Annotated in this window: 19 protein-coding genes; 15 read left to right on the forward strand and 4 right to left on the reverse strand. The window is 45.5% G+C overall.

All coding sequences use genetic code 11. The annotated features are described in order from the left end of the window. The first annotated feature begins 132 nt into the window (after positions 1–132). Together AZI87_RS09610 and AZI87_RS09615 are read left to right on the forward strand one after the other, a co-directional pair. On the forward strand, positions 133–849 hold the full coding sequence (locus AZI87_RS09610) for a 3D domain-containing protein (RefSeq protein ID WP_063206319.1): 717 nt from the start codon (positions 133–135) through the stop codon (positions 847–849). Positions 850–939: 90 nt separating this feature from the next. Beyond that, the gene (locus tag AZI87_RS09615) at positions 940–1,977 is read left to right on the forward strand and encodes an alpha/beta fold hydrolase (RefSeq protein ID WP_063206320.1); all 1,038 of its coding nucleotides are present in this window, start codon (positions 940–942) and stop codon (positions 1,975–1,977) included. Here AZI87_RS09615 and AZI87_RS09620 read toward each other — a convergent pair. Further along, positions 1,958–3,211: a hypothetical protein gene (locus AZI87_RS09620; protein ID WP_063206321.1), complete on the reverse strand. Its 1,254-nt coding sequence runs from the start codon at positions 3,209–3,211 to the stop codon at positions 1,958–1,960. The genes AZI87_RS09615 and AZI87_RS09620 overlap by 20 nt on opposite strands. A 137-nt stretch (positions 3,212–3,348) precedes the next feature. After that, a complete protein-coding gene (locus AZI87_RS09625; RefSeq protein WP_063206322.1) occupies positions 3,349–4,323 on the reverse strand; it encodes a hypothetical protein in 975 nt (324 codons plus the stop codon). Positions 4,324–4,589: 266 nt separating this feature from the next. Between AZI87_RS09625 and AZI87_RS09630 the strand changes: the two genes are divergently transcribed. From AZI87_RS09630 to AZI87_RS09650, 5 genes are all read left to right on the forward strand, one after another. Further along, positions 4,590–5,546 carry an N-acetylmuramoyl-L-alanine amidase-like domain-containing protein gene (locus tag AZI87_RS09630; protein ID WP_063206323.1) on the forward strand — a complete coding sequence of 319 codons (957 nt, stop codon included), beginning with the start codon at positions 4,590–4,592 and terminating at the stop codon, positions 5,544–5,546. 481 nt (positions 5,547–6,027) lie between these two features. Beyond that, a complete protein-coding gene (locus AZI87_RS09635) occupies positions 6,028–6,852 on the forward strand; it encodes a flagellin (protein WP_063206324.1) in 825 nt (274 codons plus the stop codon). A gap of 273 nt (positions 6,853–7,125) precedes the next feature. Further along, positions 7,126–7,764: a transposase gene (locus AZI87_RS18005; RefSeq protein ID WP_301335616.1), complete on the forward strand. Its 639-nt coding sequence runs from the start codon at positions 7,126–7,128 to the stop codon at positions 7,762–7,764. A gap of 510 nt (positions 7,765–8,274) precedes the next feature. Then, entirely contained in the window at positions 8,275–9,108 is an 834-nt protein-coding gene (locus tag AZI87_RS09645; RefSeq protein WP_063206326.1) for a flagellin, read from the forward strand. A 286-nt stretch (positions 9,109–9,394) separates the two neighbouring features. Continuing rightward, positions 9,395–9,697 carry a hypothetical protein gene (locus AZI87_RS09650; protein ID WP_063206327.1) on the forward strand — a complete coding sequence of 101 codons (303 nt, stop codon included), beginning with the start codon at positions 9,395–9,397 and terminating at the stop codon, positions 9,695–9,697. A 74-nt stretch (positions 9,698–9,771) separates the two neighbouring features. Here AZI87_RS09650 and AZI87_RS09655 read toward each other — a convergent pair whose 3' ends face one another. Together AZI87_RS09655 and AZI87_RS09660 are read right to left on the reverse strand one after the other, a co-directional pair. Then, the gene (locus AZI87_RS09655; protein WP_063206328.1) at positions 9,772–10,980 is read right to left on the reverse strand and encodes a PQQ-dependent sugar dehydrogenase; all 1,209 of its coding nucleotides are present in this window, start codon (positions 10,978–10,980) and stop codon (positions 9,772–9,774) included. 191 nt (positions 10,981–11,171) lie between these two features. Then, entirely contained in the window at positions 11,172–11,507 is a 336-nt protein-coding gene (locus AZI87_RS09660) for a hypothetical protein (protein ID WP_063206329.1), read from the reverse strand. A gap of 173 nt (positions 11,508–11,680) precedes the next feature. Here AZI87_RS09660 and AZI87_RS09665 point away from each other — a divergent pair, with 173 nt between their 5' ends. From AZI87_RS09665 to AZI87_RS09700, 8 genes are all read left to right on the forward strand, one after another. Further along, positions 11,681–12,787 carry a hypothetical protein gene (locus tag AZI87_RS09665; protein WP_063206330.1) on the forward strand — a complete coding sequence of 369 codons (1,107 nt, stop codon included), beginning with the start codon at positions 11,681–11,683 and terminating at the stop codon, positions 12,785–12,787. Positions 12,788–12,846: 59 nt separating this feature from the next. Next, entirely contained in the window at positions 12,847–13,221 is a 375-nt protein-coding gene (locus AZI87_RS09670) for a hypothetical protein (RefSeq protein ID WP_063206331.1), read from the forward strand. A gap of 172 nt (positions 13,222–13,393) precedes the next feature. Beyond that, the gene (gene fliD / locus AZI87_RS09675) at positions 13,394–14,761 is read left to right on the forward strand and encodes a flagellar filament capping protein FliD (protein ID WP_063206332.1); all 1,368 of its coding nucleotides are present in this window, start codon (positions 13,394–13,396) and stop codon (positions 14,759–14,761) included. Between the two features lie 40 nt (positions 14,762–14,801). Further along, positions 14,802–15,197 carry a flagellar export chaperone FliS gene (gene fliS / locus AZI87_RS09680; protein WP_063206333.1) on the forward strand — a complete coding sequence of 132 codons (396 nt, stop codon included), beginning with the start codon at positions 14,802–14,804 and terminating at the stop codon, positions 15,195–15,197. A 19-nt stretch (positions 15,198–15,216) separates the two neighbouring features. Next, positions 15,217–15,642, forward strand: coding sequence for a hypothetical protein (locus AZI87_RS09685; RefSeq protein WP_063206334.1), 426 nt, complete (start codon positions 15,217–15,219; stop codon positions 15,640–15,642). Between the two features lie 145 nt (positions 15,643–15,787). Next, on the forward strand, positions 15,788–16,837 hold the full coding sequence (locus AZI87_RS09690) for a tetratricopeptide repeat protein (protein ID WP_063206335.1): 1,050 nt from the start codon (positions 15,788–15,790) through the stop codon (positions 16,835–16,837). A gap of 2 nt (positions 16,838–16,839) precedes the next feature. Continuing rightward, complete coding sequence (locus AZI87_RS09695) at positions 16,840–17,448, forward strand: hypothetical protein (protein WP_063206336.1); 609 nt, start codon at positions 16,840–16,842, stop codon at positions 17,446–17,448. Beyond that, the gene (locus AZI87_RS09700) at positions 17,448–19,025 is read left to right on the forward strand and encodes a glycosyltransferase family 9 protein (protein WP_063206337.1); all 1,578 of its coding nucleotides are present in this window, start codon (positions 17,448–17,450) and stop codon (positions 19,023–19,025) included. Before AZI87_RS09695 ends, AZI87_RS09700 begins: the two co-directional genes overlap by 1 nt. Positions 19,026–19,027: the final 2 nt, after the last annotated feature.

Below are 19,027 nucleotides of genomic sequence, written 5' to 3' on the forward strand. Positions count from 1 at the left end.
ATTTCGATGCATGTTGATTACTTTTTTGACAGGCATGAAGGCTTTGCAGGCGGAGTATGTATTTTCAACGGGAGACTCGGCCATTTCGGTGAAGTTTTGGTATAAATAAGGCCACACGGAGGCCTTGTGGTTATGAAATCATCCCAGTCATTAGTCGCATTACTGCTGATGCTTCCGTTATTCCTCGTCTCTTGTGCAGTTTCAAAATCTTCAGACGGATTTGGACTCACTCCTTCAATCTACTACAAGCCCACCATCGTTCAGTCGAATAATAAATGCAGTCTTACGCATATGCGTGATTTGATCACTCCGCAAGGAGATACGCTGACGTCGATGTGTGAGTCAGACTATAAGCAATGTTTAATGCAAGGCTCTTGTTTCGTACAAAAAGACGGAACGATGACTTCGTATAACTACCACTCAACGATCGAAGGTATCCCGCGTTTTGTTGAAGTGGATTTGACCACATGTCCATTCGGTTATGGCGCCTATGGTGATTGTTTGGATCCCTATTTCTCTGTTGCGGCCGACTTGAGTTATCACAAAGTGGGTGATGTTATTTTTATTCCGCGTTTAGTGGATGCGATTCTTCCCAATGGAGAAATTCATGATGGCTTCGTGATCGTGCGTGACTCGGGCGGTGCTATCACAGGGCGCGGCCGCTTCGACTTCTTCACGGGTTTTTATAATCACTTGGCTAAAGAAAACACGCTAGCGACATTAGGTTTTGGCGATACGAAAAATCGATTTGATTACCGCCTTGCCACTGATGAAGAAGCTCAGGCGGCGCGTGATAGAAGAAACTTTCCTGGCCTGAAGCCCTCTGTGGTGGCCGAAGGCATTCGTTAGAGTATTAACTCTGGACATTCTTTTTGCTTTCAAAAAAAGGCAGTGCTAAGCAGGTCTTGGTGTCGTCATTTTTTTTCGAAGGAAATTGATATGAAAACCGGGCTGCTGGCGTTTGCTATTTTGTTGGTCTCTGCTGTTTCTTTTGCTGAAGTTCACTATCTTCCGCTGGGTCCTGGCAAAGTGCTGGCCTACGAGTATGTTGAAGGTTCTCCCAGTGCCCCGACGCTGATACTTTTGCCGGGAGTGAACCGCGGCCTTTCTTCAAACGACACGTCTGTACGACTGTTGATCCAACAGGGTTGGAATCTACTTCTTCCATCTTTACCGGCGCATCCTAAATCCATCCAGGGCTTAAAACTCTCTGAGAGTCCTTACTTCACTTATGATAGCTCTGTTCGCTCACCAGACTTTGCAAACGATGTTTCGGAGCTCGTGCACGCACTAGGTATTTTAAGAGCTGTGCCCGTAACTTTATCGTATACGTCGTCAGTAGGTGCTTATCTCGATGCCAAAGAGTTTCCACATATTATTGAAACTGTTCCTATGGCCGTGCCAACGGAAAGCGATCCTGATGCTGCGAAAACAGCAGAACTTTGGGAGTCTTGGTTCAAACTAAATCCCTTTATGGCGCCCTTTTGGATTCGTCAATTCCGCGATCAGGCTTACACTTCTCATTGGCATAAAACTGTCGACAAAAATTTATCGGCTGACAGTGATTTCTATGGTGAAAATCCTCGTGTGAGCGATATTAAAAAAGGCTATGTCACAATCGCTCGGGCCGCTGAAGACTTCGATTTTACGAAGTGGGATTTTCATTCAGAACAAAGGACTCGCGATTTTGTTTTTGCAGAAAATGAAAATCCGGAACGTTTGAAAAACCAGGTGGAAGTCTTAAAAAGATATTTGGCGACTGGTAAGCCCGTACGAGTGATCTTGGTACAGAACGTGGGGCATGTTCTTCCCACAGAAAATCCAGAAGTGTATGCGGCGACATTAGGGCTTTTACTGCGACAGTCCCGCAGAGCGCAAACGCAATTTGCGGTGGTCAGCACTGCGAAATCTGTAGAGTCCATCGAATGGAAAGATCGCAGTGCTTTGGATGCTTGGATTAAAGAGAACCAACGTTAAGCATAAAGGTCATGCCTTCTAAGGGCTTTTCCATATCCTTTAAGATCTCGCCCCAGGTCGGCGTCGCGTTCACGCGGAAAAGATGTTTAAAAAGAACCTTGTGAACCGGCGTCTCGTAACCAAAGTAGCTTGAAAGACCATTTGTCAGAATGTCAATTTTGCCCTTGGACTTTTGCTCTTCAAACATTGTTAAGTAATATGAGTAGCTCGAGCATCCATCAAAGAAAAAGATTTGATGTTTGCGCGGATTGAATTCAAAACCACCGGCTTTTTCTTCCAAAGAGCCAATGTCTAAGTTGCCTCCCAAGCCAGAGTGACCGGCATAGATAATAACATCTGCGTTTTCAATTGCGTGTTTAAAAAATTTTGCGAATGTGACGTTTTTACTGGCGACTGCGGTTTCAGCAAGAAGGCGAGTGATGCGAACTTGGATTTCGGAGCCATCGGCCTTTCTTAAAGTTTTTGTGAACTGGTGAATGGGACGGTTTTGATAACGAGCTACAATTTTCTCGTTAAAACCAGCTTGGCGCAGCCATTGATTCATTTCTTCAAAAGCCGTGCGGCCTTCATCTTCAGGGTCTTTCGCGCTGTCTGCGTAACCATTGATTGTTGTGATTTCAAAAAGATCACCGTTGCCGTTATCTCCTCGAAGTTTGTCTAAGGCAGCATCCGTTTCAGATGAAGCATTTTTCAAAGCGGTGACTTTTATGTTCACGGTTTTTGCCATGGGCGCTTGGCGAAGGAACTCGCAGCCTTCGCGGAAAGGGTCATAGAAGTACCAGAAGTCGCCGAAGCTTGTGTAATGCTCGTCCGTGCATTTCTCTTCATAGAAATTATCAAGATCGCTGGGCAGGGTGATTTTCCACGATCCTGTTTCTAGAATTTTTTTGGCCATATTTTTATTCACGAGCATCACACCGTCGACTTTGTAGGCTATGGTGCGAACGCCGGCAGACCTGCGATTTTTCAAGATCTCGTAAGCTAAAGGGAACTTCGGGGCGCCAACTCCAGGTGTGTCGGCATTGATACCGTAAAAGCCCACCATAGTAGGTGATTGCATGTATCCGAAAAGATGTTGGGCGTGGAGGTCGGAAAGTGTGACTGCATCCGAAGTGTCTGTTGTTGTAAACTCAGTGCTATAAGAGAATTTGACTTCGACGGAACTAGGAGAAAAAACCGCGGCCGACGCCGAAAGCGTCGAAGCCAGAACCAAGAAAAACGCCAGGGACTTCATACTAAGGACCTCCTGCTATTTTTTGCCGGAAGCCCTTTTTATGGGAGGCCGTGAAGGCCGTCAATACGTCCTCACGAGGCCTTGTTATTCTTTCAGAGGGGCCGATGGGATCATGCCCTCTAAACGCATATACTCTTTTAGAAGCTTCCTGTGACAGAAGCAGAAACCCAATACGGCATGTCCAAGCGAATGTCGTCTTTGTTAATCGCATCTCTGTAAAAGGAAACGCCAGCCTCCAGAGCGGCCGTTGCTCCATAGTAAGGCGTGGGGGTAGAGAGTTTACCGACAACTTCTGCATCCCAGTTGATTTGCGGAGCATGATAGTACTGATGTCCATCGCCACGAGCGACGTGATTCCAGTTGTTGTTCTTTTCATAGCCTTCATCTCGCCCTTGAACGGCGTCGCGAGCTTTGTAGTTACCAACCACTCCCGCTTCAAAAAAGGACGTTATACGATATTTGCTTGAAAGCTGGGTGAGGAATTCGTTTCCTAAGGCCCAACCTTTGGCATTTCTTCCGCCGCGCACAGTGAGCTGACCTCGCGCCGAGTTCACCCATTTCGCAAGATTCAGGGAATAAGTCGAACCCAAGATGAGATCCGCAGTGCCCGAACCCAACTGCATGTTATAGGCCGCTGTTTGCGTTGGGTTCGAAGTGAATGTTTCGTCAATGCTTCCTGTCGGCAAAGTCACGCTGATGTCGGAAAGAACAAGATGTGCTTCTTTCGCGTAGGTCGCAGTCATCGCCATCAAACGAACATCCCCGATCCCTTCGGTGTAATCGCGCGTTTTGAAATTGAGGCCGCCCGGAATCGGTTCATATTTTGTCTCGACCATATTTTTAATATGCGGAACAAAAGCAAGGAACGTCCATGTCGGACTGTAAAGCCACGTTGCTGTGATCATATTCACGTCGACGGTCGACGCATCAAAACCGTAAATGCGTGTGTTGGCATTGTTCGTACCTTGAAGATCGTATTTGTAATAGCTGTAAGTAAGAAAAACCGACGGAGGTTTTGGTGCGGGAGTGATGGAGGTACCTGTGGTTTCAGATTGTGCAAAACTAGATGCGGAAAAAGACATCGTCAGAATGAATCCCAAAATTTTCTTCATGAAAGTTCTCCTTTGCTGGAGCATAAAACTCGTGAAGACGATTTTCAGTCAATGAAATTCACTCTAAAAAATCTAGAGCAATTGCTTTAATCTGCGAATGAAAAACAGGTAGATCTGATGGGAATATTTGGCACAACGAGACCCGTGTTTTTGTCCCTAAACTGTCGCCGTGTCAATTTGATACACACTCTTACGGGCCTATATCGCGCTTTAGGCTGACCTAGTTTTTGCTTGGAAGAATCCCGGTATAACCCAGGACGTTTATTATGAAATCAGTTGTGAAGCCTTTAATGATTATCTTATTTGCGGGAATTGCGTCGCCGCATGTGTTGGCGCAGGTTTCATCGTCGGCGGCTTCGGTCGTGATTGAACATGCTGCTGAAAGCGAACTTCACAAGCTCTTTGCTAAAGCTCAAGAACACGCTGTTCTTTCAAAACCACTGCGTGATCGTGTTGATTTCTTTTCGGCTCAATTCTTAGGAAAACCTTACCTGGGTGGCGCGCTTGGAGAGGGAAGCACATCTTCTTTTGATAACGACCCGCTCTTTCGTTTTGATGCGTTTGATTGCACAACTTATGTTGAAACCGTCGTAGCACTTTCGTTAGTTTCTTCAGAAGAATCTTTTAAAAGTTTACTGACACAGATTCGCTACATGAATGGCAACGTCAGTCTTTTCACACGCAATCATTTCACGAGTGTCGATTGGAATCCAAATGCAGAACGACTTGGAGTTTTGCGGGACATCACCAGGGATGTGGGATCTTCCCAGACGTCGACGTTGGAAACTCTCATTGAAAAGAACACTTGGTTTGCGCGCCAAGCTCCCGACATGGTGAAGGCGAAGGACAACGAGGCAAAGAAGATCGAATACATTCGCGCAAGTACGCAGAGCATGGGTCAGGAAAAAGCTCGTCTTAATTTCATAGATAAAAAGACCTTGGTTTCTAATCGGGATTTGCTTCGCTATTTTCCCAAGGCAGGTGTGATCAATATCGTTCGTGCAAATTGGAAAGTGAAAGACGCCATCGGAACGGCGTTGGATATTTCTCATCAGGGAGTTTTCTTTGAACGCGACGGTCAGATCATCTTCCGTCACGCAAGTTTTAAACGCGGGTCTCAGTTCGTCGTCGAAATTCCGCTTATTGATTATGTGAAAAACAACTTTGGGGATTCTACTTTTGCCGGAATTAATATCCTGGGATTAAACGATCTCCGTTTCTAAAAATATGTAACATAAGCGTTGAGAATTTCTTGCTTTCAATCCTTTGGTCGAGGCTTCCCTAGACCTTCGTCTTAAAATTTTTTGGTCCTTAATATCCAGTCTTTTCAATACTTAAGCGGGGTCCTGAGAAAATTCCTAGACCTAAGCCCTAAAGTTTCCTGGACCATGGTCCGAAGAGTTCCTCGTACACGTTGGTGCAAAGCTTCAGACGCTCGGACCCCTCCAAAACTCGAAAGAGTTCCTAAAGGCAACCTTCTCTGATGGCTCGGTTCCTCGAAGATCGGGACAGTCACCCTGATCCCGAGGGACCCTCCAACCTAAATTTTTAAATTTATTTTTTAGTGAGTTAGTAAATTTTAAAAAACTGATCATCGTACGTTGGTGGGATTCAAGATTGTTCTGATGGCAAGTGGTGCTGCCTAGGTCCATGAATAGTTCCGTAAAATCAGCGCGCGAGATCTCAATCCCTTAGGAGGTTCTCATGGGCTTAAGAATCGCAACAAACACTGCATCAATCGCAGCACAACGTGTGCTATCCAAACAACAAAAACGAGCGGAACATTCAGCGCAAGCTCTTGCGTCGGGTTCGCGTATCGTTAATGCCGCCGACGACGCTGCCGGTTTGGCGATCTCAGAAAATTTCAAAGGACAGTTAAAAGGTATTGCGCAAGCGCGTAATAACGCGAACAACGCGATTTCATTCTCGCAAGTGGGTGAGGGTGGATTGAGCGAAGTTTCAAATATCCTGATTCGTCTCCGTGAGCTCGGAGTACAGGCGGCCTCTGATACTGTCAGTGATACGGAGCGCGGGTTCCTCAACAATGAGGCCCAGCAACTCATCCAAGAAGCAGACCGTATTGCTAAGACCACTACGTTCGGTAATACAAAACTCCTAGATGGTTCCGGTGGTAAATTAGAATTCCACGTCGGTGCCTACGGTGGAGAAGAAAATATCATCGCCTTCGACTTCGATGCCGACGCGACAACCAGTGCTCTGGGTATCAGCGGTATTGATGTGGCGGATAAATCAGGAGCGCGTAGCACTCTGGAATCCGTCGACGAAGCCATCCAAAAAGTCGGCTCATTGCGCGCAAGTTTCGGTGCGATGCAATCACGACTTGAATCAACAGTAAGTAACCTCGATGTTTCTTACGAAAACTTGTCAGCAGCCAACTCTCGTATCCGCGACACTGACGTGGCGAAGGAAACAGCAGAAATGGCGTCAGCAAGTATCTTGCAAAACACAGCGGTATCGGTTTTGGCTCAAGCCAACCAGTTACCAAATGTGGCGATGAAACTAGTATAATAAAAAATCAAAAACCATATTCGTACACTACGATATCGAGTGGGGCCTTACTGGGATAGGGTCTCATTCGAGAATGAGGGGTCGCCCACATATACCTCTCGTGTCTTAAGCCCACCCTGGGAGCACCCGCTCCCAGGGATTTTCAAGGTGCCTGCTTCTTTTTTGGGTCTACACCGCATCAAAAGGCAGAATCTGAGCTTCGGACCGCAGCAATATCCCGATCGAACTTAGGTGAGTTACATCACCCTTTTTCCTTTGCATTGGTCCCACTTCATGGGACGACCGATATTCCACAATCACACAGAATTTCCTTATCACGTGACCGCGCGATGTATTAATCGAGATTGGTTTTCTTTAGACATGGATTTCATCTGGGAAGTTATGTCTAGAAATCTGTATTTCTTGAATGGCGCATTCAATCTGCGAATTCATGCTTTTGTTTTGATGAGCAATCACTTCCATATGATAGTTCGTACTCCGGATGCTAATCTTAGTGAGGCTATGAGATATTTCATGCGAGAAACAAGCCGTGAGATTTCTTTTAACAGCTTCCGTATCAACCAAACTTACGGATCTCGTTTTCACCGTACTCTAATAGATAATCCGCTTTATTATCTTCACGCCTATAAATATGTTTATCGAAACCCTGTAGCTGCCGGACTCTGTAATAAGGTCGAAGAGTATCCTTACTCTTCTTTGCAAGGACTCTTGGGAAATACATGGATGGACGTTCCTATCTCCGAAGACGAGAACTGGGGTTTCTTTTCATCAAGAACTGAAACGTTGAAGTGGCTAAACACGACACCAGACCCACAATGTATGGAGGAAGTGCGAGTTGCTTTGAGGAAGCCAACTTTTAAACTTTCTCCGCAGAACAAGCGACCTTCAATTTTAGAAAAGCATCCGCTATAAACAGGCAACATCATCGTTACATTGTCGATACTTCGTATTGCAGGAACCTTCGCGCCAGTGTTCTTTTCTGTTGTAACGACGCACTTACGTCGAGTGAAAATAGCTATACGTTCGTGACTCGAATATTCAAGCTTCCCCTAAAAATTTCTGTTAACGCGGTGTAGACCCAAAAAAGAAGCAGGCACCTTTTGGTCGGGGTGGCTTTTGGTCTTGGGCTGGACTTTGGTTTGGGATTTGGATGGATTTTGGGCTGGTTTTCAGGATGTTGGTCTAGGTTTATCTGGATGATGGTCTAGTTTTGCAGGACGCGACTAAAGGCTTCACAGACCTCGCCGAAAGGTATGTCAGAAGCAACGACGGAACTTAAGTCGAAGTACTCGAGAGACTCGGATGGAGTGACTGCCTGAAGAGAATCGTTAGCAGAGGAACCCGACAAAAGTGAAGTCACTAACGTGTACAACAGGCAAGCCTAAGTAGGTATAAGGCTGCCGCAATTAATGGGGGTCCCACATGGGAATGAGAATTTCTACTAACGTATCAGCGATCAACGCACAGAGAACTATGATTACTTCTCAGCGTTCAATCGGTAAATCCATGGAGCAATTGTCTTCTGGATCACGTATCAACAAAGCGGCAGATGACGCTGCGGGATTGGCGATCAGTGAAAACTTGAAATCGCAAATCAGATCATTGAGCCAAGCAGGCCGTAACGCCAACGATGGTATCTCAATGGTACAAACTGCAGAGGGTGGCTTGAGTGAAATTTCTAACATCTTGACTCGTATGAGAGAACTAGGTGTTCAGGCTTCATCTGATACTGTTGGTGACACTGAGCGTGGCTTCTTGGATAAAGAGGTTCAACAATTAAAAGCTGAAGCTCAACGTATTACTCAAACAACTAAATTCGGAACTACAAAACTTCTTGATGGTTCTGGTGATAAGTTCGACTTCCAAGTTGGTATCAACAACAACGAAGAAGCAGACAGAATTTCGTTCAATGCAGGTGAAACAGATTCAACAATTGCAGCTCTTGGAATTGATTCTTTCGACTTCTCTTCCAAAGCGGGTGCGCAAGAGGCTCTTGAGCTAGTGGATAAAGCCCAATCTCAAGTGAACGGTTACCGCGCGAATCTCGGTGCCCTTCAAAACCGCTTGCAATCCACAGTTGATAACTTGGGTGTGCAACATGAGAACATCTCTGCTGCGAACTCTCGTATCCGTGACACTGACGTAGCTGCAGCATCTGCTGAGTCGACTCGTAACTCAGTACTATTGCAGGCAAATACTGCGGTGTTGGCGCAAGCGAATGCGATGCCAAACTCAGCATTGAGATTGATTGGTTAATTATATAAGAAAATAAAAAGTTTGATCTGGGAGGGCACCTCCGTTCCCTCCCGGTACCAACCTACCCAAGGAAGCTGTAACGCTTCCTTGGGGTACTAACAGGCCTTGCAAGAAGGCTTTTTGTATTTGTCCTTACCGTTACCGCAAATGTCGTCGGTCAAAAAAATCTTGTGATAAGATTCAAATTACCAAAAAAATTCTAAGTGATCAGAACGTAATGGCGGTTTCCTTGACCGTTGAATCGTGTCGTAATTTTGTAAGTGCCTCACAGAAAACGGAGGTATTTATGAAAATTGTTCTAGCATCACTATTATTAATGGCTTCTTCATCTGCATTTGCTCTTGAAAGTCACTATGGCCAGGTTTCAAGATCAGGTCATGTGTGGCATTGCTCTTTGAGCAACCAATCAGATGAAACTCTGAGTATGAAATACGTCGAGTTTGGATTTTCTCGTTTAGGGTCTAAAGGAGAGGATCTTGAAATCCGTAAGCAGATTGATGAGCAAGTTTATCCAGGTGAAACTGTGACTTCATCAGTAAGGGAGTCGCGGGCCCACGGTGCTTACTATTGCAGATTCTGGGCTCGCTAATTCCGAGTTCATTATTGCCAGTGAGGATTTAAAAATAAAAGAGCTCTTCCATTTATGAAGAGCTCTTCCTCACACTACTGCGGCTCTACTTTCCATATCTGGCCTTCATCGGTCGCAATATACAGATTGCTGTCAGGACCCATTACTAACGAACGCATGCGAGCCGAAGGTAATGTCGCGGTGGTTGTGGCTTCTCGCTCTCCAGAACTATTTAAGTAAAAGACGTCCATACGTTGAGCCGCCATCATGCCCACGGCAAGATTACCTTCCCACGCACGCCATTTAGATCCCGTGAGGAATGTGGCAGGTCCCATACCTTGAGAATCCGCGTAGACAACTGTAGGGCGCATGGCATTCGGAAACTTTTCTAAGTCCGTCATGGGTGTCGGAATGCCGCTGGGTTTGTTCGAGATGTAACCACAATAATTATCCGCACAGGTGACCCCGGGTTCTGGTTTTGGATCCCAGCCACCATTTCCCCCGGCAACAAGACGAGTGACTTCATCGCTGTGATTTGGACCGTGTTCGGAGATATAGGGCTGACCTGTTACGGGATGAAAAGTGATGCCCTGAACGTTGCGATGACCAAAGGTGAAGATACGCGGATCACCACCGGAAGGAAAATTGTTGTTCGGAGCTCCATTGCCGCTGGTATCGATACGTAAAACTTTCCCACCCAGCTTTGTGACATCTTGAGGGAGTGGACCATTGTGATTATCGCCCGTAGTGACGTATAGGTATCCATTGCTGTCAAAACGAATGCGGCCGCCACTGTGAGATCCTGCCCCACCCCAATTGTTCGCGGCATTTTTATAAGAGATGTATGTGACGATATCGGTACGACTTAATGCCGTGGATAAATCTTGCGATAACGTCAGCTTCACAACGCGATTGGTGCGAGGGCTTGAAAGATTCGAAGCCATGTAAACGTAAATCAAACGATTCACCGCAAAGTTTGGATCTAAAGCGACACCATGAACACCCGATTGACCTTCGCAGAAAAGATCATTCGCAACAAGAGTTGAGCCTGATGTGCCGAAAAGGCGAACAACACTGCCGTCAGTTTTACGCATGGAAAGACCACGGCATTTTTCGGTGTAAAACATTGTGCCGTCTGGAAGAAACGCAAGGTCCCAGGGATTCTGCAACCCGGTCATAAAATTTGTTTTTACTAACGTGGGCTCGCGAGAAGATCCTAAAGACTCTTCTGCGCCATTTGAACTGCCATTTGCACACGCTGCCTGCAGGACCACATAAGCCAAGAGTAGCTTTTTCAGAGACATCCATCACCTCCATGAATTCTGATAACGAGGCAAGGGTACACAAGGCGTAGACTGGGATCAAAGAATTGAAATATGTATGTTGATAGTTGTGAGAGTCACACGGCTGATTTAAAGGGTGGGGCAGCGGAAATGAAATAAAAAAGGGAACTGGTGTCTGCCAATTCCCTATCGAAAGTCTTAATTCTAAGATCCTATTTCTTTTGGCAAGTGACTTCAATAATATCGCCATCCAGCGCCAATCCGCCACGCCCATTAGCTTCGTAAATTAAAGCAACACCACGACGAGAAGCTCCGCCATCTAGATCATTGTCCTTGATTGCGATCACGCTGCCGTTGTTGTTATGAGTGACAAGGAAACGCTCTTTAGACTCGCTCAAGTGGTGGATCGTCAAAGTCTCTTCGCCACCATCGCGATCCACTGTGACAAAATCAAAGCGGTTGGTTTGCGTAATGCACTCCACACCCGCAGATGCAGCTTGAACAGATAAACCGATTGATAAAGACAGTAGCGTAGCCATGATTTTCATAATTTCTCTCCTTTTTTAAACGTAAAGATCCGACTTGAAGAGTGCGAAAGCCGTGCCCTGGTTTTAACGCTTTCAGCAGGGATTGAACACCTGGCGTCTGCCTGCGAATAGGACAGGTGACGGTGAGGGGCGCTGGGCTATAGAAATGGAAGTCTCAATATGAGACAAGAGGCATGAACGTTGAATCGGCTGTGATAAAGAGATCCAAGGCGAACTCCGATAAGTTCTTCATTATGAACGTCATGGGACTTCTTCTATCTTTAATGATTTTTTCTGCGGCTCACGCAGAGGAAAGTTGTTCGACTATTGATTACCGCCAGGAGCTTGGCCCGAACCGGGATCAAGGCGAACTGAGCTGGTGTTTTGCTTACACTTCGGCGGACCTTATTTCTCAACGAGTGAAAACCCGTGTTTCGGCGACCGACATCGCTTCAACTTTCATCTTGGCTGACCCTTATAAGCTGGAAGAGTCTACTCAGCCTGAGGTGAAAAACTATCTGCAGGAAAATCCAGAAATTTACACACGTCTTCAAGGAATTCGCCTAGCATCCGCGGGCAAATACGATCCGGAGCATATCTTACGCAAAGAGGGTTTGATGGATACCGGAGGCCAGGAAGATGCTGCTATTATTTTGGCAAATACCAAAGGCATGTGCACAGAGAAGAACTTTCCCTCTACAGAATCCAATCAGACAAAGTTTTTTGGCCAGATCACAAAACTGTATAAGAAGCGAAACGAAGCACATATAAAACAGAACAACTGCGGTCTATTTCAGTCCCAGGCCGATTTCACTTCCGCCGTCGTTGATCCCTTTTCCGTTGCCATCACCAGCGTGTATGAAGATGAACGCGATCGCCGTTGTCAGCGCAAGCCGTGGCCTGTTCCTCTCGTTCCAGTCATGACGAAGTTCGGTGATAGCCTTGAAGAATACGAAGCGCGTATCAAAAAAGGCGAGATCAACAAAGAAGAGGGATCTAAAAAGCTTTTTGCAACCATTGATCATGCGTTAGAAAATGGCCGTATTGCTGGCATTGGATATAACGCGTACTCATTGATGGCTCCCGAAGAAGGGGAAGACAACAAGCATGCGGATCATTCAAGCGTGATCGCCGCGCGCAAGAAGATTGGCGGAAAATGCCAATACTTGATTCGAAATACCTGGGGCAGCGATTGCTCTATTTACTACGCAAAATTTCACAAACGCTGTGAAAAAGGCAACGTGTGGGTCACCAAAGAAGAACTGAAAGAATCGTTGTATAGCGTCGTCTATATGAAATAGGCCCCGACGAAGGTGACGAAATTTAAGTTTGCTCTTCGAAAATCCGATAAGAACCTCGTATGAATATCAAAGGAATGATTTCAAATATTCTGCCCAACACTGAGGTTCGCTCTGTCGACCGCACGGGGCAGGCTATTAAGTCAGATCAAACCAATGACCGCGACGCCAACGGACAAGAGATGTACGGTGGCAACCAAGAGCAGCGCGAGCCCATGACGGATGAACAGCTTGAAAAAGCCATGGAGCATCTGCGCAACCTTCCTGCGATGAAAGAACACAAGTGGACGGTAGAGCTTGATGCGGATGAAAAAGGCCGCTTCGTCATCGTGAAAGACAATCTGGGCACGGTCATTCGCCGCATTCCAGAGTTGGAATTATGGACTCTTCCCTCTGATAACTCTCACCGTGGGCAGTTGCTGAAGCGATCTGCTTAATTATTTTCGTTCTAACTGCAATTGCTTCCTAGATCGACGTCCAGAGAAATCACCCTCTGTCAAAATCCCTGCTGTCTAAAATTCATTAGAGCCCGGAAACGCTCTCCACTGGCCCTTTCGAGAGACATTTAATTGACTCACGGTTCTTGCCTCACTTTGACACAATGAATTCATGGCAGGAATACGTTTTTCAGGGATGGCCTCTGGCTTACCACCAAATATCGTTGAGCAGCTGATGGAAGCTGAGCGTATTCCTGTGAAACAAATGGAAGTGCAGAAAACCAAGCAGGAAGACAAATTAAAACTTGTCACTGAGTTGGAAACGAAAGTCAGCGATATCACCAAAAATCTGGGTGAACTGACTTCGACAAGCGGATTCATCGACAAGAAATTTGTTAGCGGTGATCCGAATGTGATTGAGGGACAGGTGGATCCCAATTCGGCAATTCCAGGGGACTATTCGATTGAAGTTGTGCAGCTGGCGCAAAAGCCCGCGGCGATTTCAAACGGTTTTCCCGATAAGAATGAAACGCAAATCGGTGTGGGCTACATCAAGTTCGATACACCCGAAGGCGTGAAAGAAGTTTATATTAACGGCAAAAATTCGACGTTAGAAGGCGTTATGAAACAAATCAACGCTGCAAACGTGGGATTGAAAGCACAAGTTTTGGAAGACCGAAAGGATGCGGATAATCCTTTTAAACTTTTGATCTCTGGTCTTTCCACAGGAAAAGACAGCCAGGTGACTTTCCCGAAGATTTATCTTTTGGATGGGGACCAGGATATGTACTTCGATCAATCCCGCCCGGCGCAAAACGCGAAGGTGAAGGTAGACGGATTTGAAATCGAGCTTCCTGATAATAAATCCACGGATTTGATTCCGGGAGTGACGTTGGACTTTAAATCGGCGGCTCCGGGACGTGAAATCCGTATGAGCGTGAAAGAAAACTTGGAAGTGATCAGCGGAAAAATCAAAAGTTTCGTTGATTCTTACAATGCGGCCTTGGATTTCATCCAAAAGCAAAACAAATTGCAGGCGGGTGACGGGAAGAATCCAAAGCTGGGTCCTTTGGGCGGTGATGGAATGCTTCGTTCCATCGAAAACTCACTTCGTCGCGTGATTTTAAATCCGACGATGGGGGTTGATACTCCGATCCGCCGTGTGGGTGAATTGGGAATTGAGTTTAACAGAAACGGTACTTTGAACTTCAACCAGGACAAATTCAACAAAGTGTTGAATGCGAACCCGGCAGGAGTGGCCGCCTTCTTCCGAGGCGACGGTTTCAATACGGGCTTCGTGTCAGGATTGAAAAGAGAAATCGGAAACCTGCTAAACGGTCAGTTCGGTACGATTGCCAATCGCAAAAAGGGACTGACAGATCGTATTAATCAGGTCAACGGACGTATCGAAACCAAAGAGCGTCAGTTGGAAAGAAAAGAAGAAAGTCTGCGACGTAAATTCGCGGATCTGGAATCGAAAATGTCGGACATGCAGGCGCAACAGGCACGTTTCGCGGCAATGGCTCCGAAAGCAGGGTAGTTAAGTTAAGAACTTTTTAGAGTTTTAGGTGTGAGGGACTATGAACAAGAATGCGTATCAGAAATATAAAACGACGTCGGTACAAAGTGCCAGTCGCGAAAAAATTCTTTTGATGCTCTATGAAGGAGCCATCAAATTCACCAAGCTTGCAATCAAAGCTGCTGAAGAAAAGAAGATTGCAGACCGTGGAATGAATATCGGCCGTGCTTTCGATATCATCATGGAATTAAACAACACGCTGGACCACAAGGTCGGCGGTGATGTCGCTGTTCAGCTGGAACAGCTTTATATGTTCATGATGGAACAATACACCAAAGCCAACATCTCGGGCGATCCAGAACCTTTAAGAGCAAATCTAAAGCTTCTGAACACGCTTTATGATGGTTGGGTGCAAGCAGTTGAAAAATTGAAAAAAGAAACAGATAAAGCAGGCTAAAAATTCCCACGGAGGGGACATGACTAGGATTATCACGTTGTTGAACGAAAAGAATCACTACCTCGAGAAGTTCTATTCACTGAACGAAGTAGAGTTGGCGAATTTTGCTCAAGGGCAATTCGATAACTTGGAACACTTCTATCAGACTCGTGAAAGAATTCTTGAAGTTCTAAAGTACGTTGATGCACAAATTGAAAAAGTGCACGACGAAGAAGCTCAACAAAACGCAATCACTGAGGGCGAACGCCGTGAAGTGAAAGAGGCGTTGGCAATCAAGGATGAATATGTTGCCCGCATTATCGAACAAGATATCCAAGTCTTGGCCTGCATCGAGATGGCGAAAAACTCTATCATCAAGGAATTGCAAGAAGTTCGACGTTCACGCAAAGCGGTGGGTAGCTATAAAAGCAAGACCTTCAGTAATCGCTTGAACGAAGAGGTCTAGGAAAATATTTCCTGACAAAATCATGACGGCGAGTTCAGGCAAAGAGTCAAATCTCCTCACTGAACTTGCCTCAGATCAAATTAAAATGAAATGAAGCTTTGGCATCTGTGTTGCTCCTACCAGTCTTTCGAGGAGACCTATTCAGATGTTGGAAAATCAGATCGTTCAAAAGTCCAGTGAAGTTTCTGGAAGCATTTCAAATACCGAATCACAAATTGAAGAGTCCGGTAAAATCTATTTTGATCCGCAACAAGCTATCGCGGAATTTGAAGCCGAATCACAAACAGAAAAAGAAACTTCTGTTCAAGATCCTCGTGTTGCTAAGTTTATTCAAAATGCAAAATTGTTGATGAAGCACAAAGAGTACGCTTTGGCGATGAATCTTCTTCGTCAAGCCAGCAATGTGGACTCTAAAAATCCTGCCACTTTGCAGTTGCTTGCTTCATGCCTAGAGACAACGTCTCGCCTGGATGAGGCTTTGATCGCGCGCAAGACATTGGCGAAAGTGGACTATAGTTTTGAGAACATGTGCCGTTATGCCACGACTCTCTATAAACTAGGTCGCGATCAGGAAGCTCTCGATAAATACTTTGAGGCTTTGGCGATCCTGACTGAAGAAAACGATCATCTTTTTGAAGTCTATAAGAATATGGGAAACATCTTTGTTCGTCAGGGCGATTTTGATGGTGCGGAAGAGTACTATAATAAAGCCTACACAATGAATGCTCAAAGTGACGTACTGCTTGTGAACTTCGGTACTTTGGAAGTTCAAAGAAACGATTTTGAAAAATCCTTATATTGCTTCCGTAAAGCTGTTGAAATCAATCCTGAAAATGACAAAGCTTGGGTGGGCCTTGCGATGGTTCACAACCAATTTGGTGATAGCGACCTTGCTTGGGCCAATATTGAATCTGCTTTGGATATCAATCCGCAAAACCGTACTGCCGTGCACTTAGCGGCGAACTGGGGCTTGCGTGACGGTAAAATCCAAAAAGCTATCGATGCTCTTCAGTCTTATCTTTCTTCTGTGGAAGAAGATGAAGACATGTCTTTAGTTCTTATCAATCTTTTCTGCTCAGCGGGGCAGGTCGACAAGGCTCTGATTGAAATGGAAAGAGTCCTTTTGTGGAACCCGGATCATAAAGAAGTTCGCGCTTTAAAAAAGAAAATTCTTCAATCGCAAAAGGTGGCTTAATCATGTCGATCACATTTTCTGAAAATCACGAGTCCTCTTTAGTGGCGTTTGAATCTGGTGAGTCTTTGGCTTCGTTGCGTGATCCTCGCGGTGAAGGTCTTAAGTGGGTTTATTCTTTGGGTGCGATTCCAACATCTCATGTCGTCGTCGTGGGTTTGGGCTCCGGATTTCATATCGCGGCATTGGCCGACGTCGATCCCAGTTTAAAAATCAGCGTTGTGGAGTCTCGCGAATCTTTGATTCCCGTATTCCGGTCGCAGTTTCCTGAGCTGCAAGACCGCGTTGAGATCGTTATCATTCAAGACGTTCAAGACATCTATAAAGGAGAATTCTTCCAGGAAATCCTGAACAATCGTTCTTACGTTCTTTCTTTTAAAGAATGTTGGGGTCAGAACGTTCAGTTCTTTTCTGAGGTGTTCGCGGGTCTTACGGGACGTTCCGTAGAGTCCGTAAAATATCACTTTGAAGAGTTCAGCATCAATATGAAAGCGCTTTATCTAGAGCAGAACAAGCTCTTGTCCATCAAGGATGTGATCCCAGTGGTGGAAGCCTCTGTGATGCCAGAGAACAAAAAACAGATTTTCCGTATTCTCGGTGAATTGGTGAAATAATGAAGATATTAGTTCTGTCGCTCTTGAGATTGGGCGACATTATTCAACAAGCTCCATTGCTTAAAGGCCTGCGTGAGAAAAATCCTCACGCCGAAATTCATTTGCTCTTAAATCGTCAGTTCGCCAATGTCGAAAAGATTTTGGATGGGGTGGTCGATCATTATATCTATTTCGAGCGTGAAACTTTGCAAAAGGGCTTAAGTGACGCTTCGGCGAACATTTTATGGTCGTATCAGCAGGTGGAAAAACTTGTGGAAAGCCTTAATGGGCAAGGGTTTGATCAAGCGATCAACTTGACTCATAACAAACTAAGCGCTTATTTGCTGGGGACTCTTGAGATCGCGGATAAGCGTGGTCTTTACCAGGCGGAGGGACGCTTTCAAGGTTTGTCGAACCGTTGGCTTAGATACTTTAACGATCGCTTTTCTGGAACTCAAAAATCTTTGTTCCATTACGTCGAGCTTCTGGGGAAAGCTTTTGATATCCCAGTGCAGACGGAAATTGCGACGACGCCACGTAAAAAAAGCAAACTCGTGCTGCTTCAGTGTCTTACAAGCGACTCCAAGAAAAACTGGGGACTTGAACGATTCGCTCAATTGAAGCGCACAATAGAAATTTCTTTGGTGGATTACGAAGTCATGGTTCTGGGGGCCTCTTTTGAAAGAGAAACCTTGTTGGAGTTCTTCTCTGAAAAAGATCTTCTAATCTGTGATCTGCCCGAAGCGCGCAAGCACTTGCAAAGTGCGGCTTTGTTGGTCACCGGAGATACAAGTATTAAACACATGGCGGCTCAGATCGGCACCCCGATTGTGGAAATCGCTATTGGAAGCAGTGATCCTTCAAAAACGGCAGCTTATTCTTCTCAAGCCTTGGTTATTCAAACTCAAGCTGGCTGTGCGCCTTGCGTGCACTCGCAAGCTTGTCCTCAGCCAACTCATCTTTGCGCTGAGGATGTATCCGTTGAACAGGTTTTCGGTGCGGTATGGGACCAGTTGAGCGGCGAAAAGATGGCGCAAAGAAGTTTACAGCTCTCTTTAGAAAAAGCCGTGTGGACTTTGTATTTAGATAAGGCGAATTCCCAAGTTGAGCCCTTTTATGCTTTGGCAGCGGCTGAGTTTTTAAACTCTCATCCGACGGAAGAACTGCAGAATGTTTTGTCTGCTTGGAATGAAAAGTCGGAACAATACCGTCAGTGGTTGAAGAAAGCCTTTGAAGTATTGCCAACGCGCGAAGAACTGGCAGTTAAAAGAAGTTTCCAAACTTCCGATATTTCGGACTTAATTCTTTGCGCTCAGGATATTCTGAAGTCGAAAAAAGATGAGGTCGGTTATTTCCAGGTTTTTGTGGAAGCTTTGTTATCTCGCTTTAATCAACCTGTGCAAATCTATGATCGTGTGTCAGCAGCTTTGCAAGAAGTTGAAGAATTATTAACTATTCGTGAATCATTCACTCGTCATTTGCAAACAATCTCCATGGAAGGGGCATATTATGCAAAAGGAATTGGACAATTATCTATCAGTGGCTTTGAAGAGACTCGAAAAAGCCTACAGCCAAATCCTCAAAACGCAGAGCTATAACC

The organism is Bdellovibrio bacteriovorus (genome assembly GCF_001592745.1).
Classification (GTDB): domain Bacteria; phylum Bdellovibrionota; class Bdellovibrionia; order Bdellovibrionales; family Bdellovibrionaceae; genus Bdellovibrio; species Bdellovibrio bacteriovorus_B.